Genomic DNA, 1,362 nt, shown 5'->3' with positions numbered 1-1,362 from the left:
AAGGAGGTAAGGCACCATGGCTAAAAAGGCCCCTGAGATGGAGGAGTATAAATATGGCTTCCGTGACGAGCATAAAGCGGTGTTTCAAACCGGCAAAGGGTTGACCCGCGAAGTCGTGACGGAAATTTCCCGCATCAAGAACGAACCGGAATGGATGCTGAACTTCCGGCTGAAATCCCTGGAGCAGTTCGAAAAGATGCCAACACCGCGTTGGGGCGGGGATTTGGATGAGCTGGATTTCAATGATATCCAATACTATGTAAGACCTTCCGAGAAGCAAGGCAAGACCTGGGAAGAAGTGCCTGCCGAGATCAAGGAGACCTTTGACAAACTGGGCATCCCTGAGGCGGAGCAGAAGTTCCTGGCCGGGGTATCCGCGCAGTATGAATCCGAGGTTGTTTATCACAGTATGCAGAAAAACCTGGAGGAGCAGGGCGTAATCTTCATGGATACGGACACGGCTCTGAGAGAGCACCCGGAGATTTTCCGCGAATATTTCGCAACGGTTATCCCTCCTGCAGATAATAAATTCGCTGCGCTGAACAGTGCTGTCTGGTCTGGAGGCAGCTTCATCTATGTGCCGAAGGGTGTGAAATGTGAGGTGCCGCTGCAGGCCTATTTCCGGATCAACTCCGAAAATATGGGACAATTCGAACGTACGCTGATCATCGCCGATGAGGACAGCTTCGTGCATTACGTGGAAGGTTGTACAGCTCCAATTTACAGCACGAACTCGCTGCACAGCGCGGTTGTAGAGATTATATGCAAGAAGAATGCGCGCGTACGGTACACGACGATCCAGAACTGGGCGCCTAACATTTATAACCTGGTTACCAAGCGTGCCGTTGCTGAAGAGAACGCGACGATGGAATGGGTTGACGGTAACATTGGCTCCAAGCTGACGATGAAGTATCCTGCTGTTATCCTCAAAGGACGCGGCGCGAAGGGCAGTGTGCTGTCCATCGCGGTGGCGGGTAAAGGCCAGCACCAGGATGCCGGAGCGAAGATGATTCACCTGGCGCCGGATACCACATCCACGATCATATCCAAGTCGATCAGTAAGCATGGGGGTAAGGTAACCTACCGTGGACTTGCTTCCTTCGGCCGTCAGGCGGAAGGGGCAAAATCCAACATCAAGTGCGATACGCTTATTCTGGATAATCAATCCACGTCGGATACGATTCCGTACAATGAAATCATGAACGATAACATTGTGTTGGAGCATGAAGCGACGGTATCCAAGGTGTCGGAGGAGCAATTGTTCTATCTGATGAGCCGCGGGCTGTCTGAAGCGGAAGCAACACAGATGATCGTCATGGGCTTCATCGAGCCGTTCACGAAAGAGCTGCCAATGGAGTATGC

Annotated in this window: 1 protein-coding gene; it reads left to right on the top strand. The window is 52.0% G+C overall.

Annotation, left to right across the window (positions count from 1 at the left end; genetic code table 11):
- Positions 1-16 precede the first annotated feature (16 nt).
- Positions 17-1,362, top strand: a 1,346-nt coding sequence (sufB, locus tag KQJ23_RS23550) for a Fe-S cluster assembly protein SufB (RefSeq protein ID WP_216481333.1), incomplete at its 3' end; no start/stop codon positions are given.

Source organism: Paenibacillus brevis, assembly GCF_018919145.1.
GTDB lineage: Bacteria > Bacillota > Bacilli > Paenibacillales > Paenibacillaceae > Fontibacillus > Fontibacillus brevis.
This window is presented reverse-complemented; position numbering and strand designations above follow the sequence as displayed.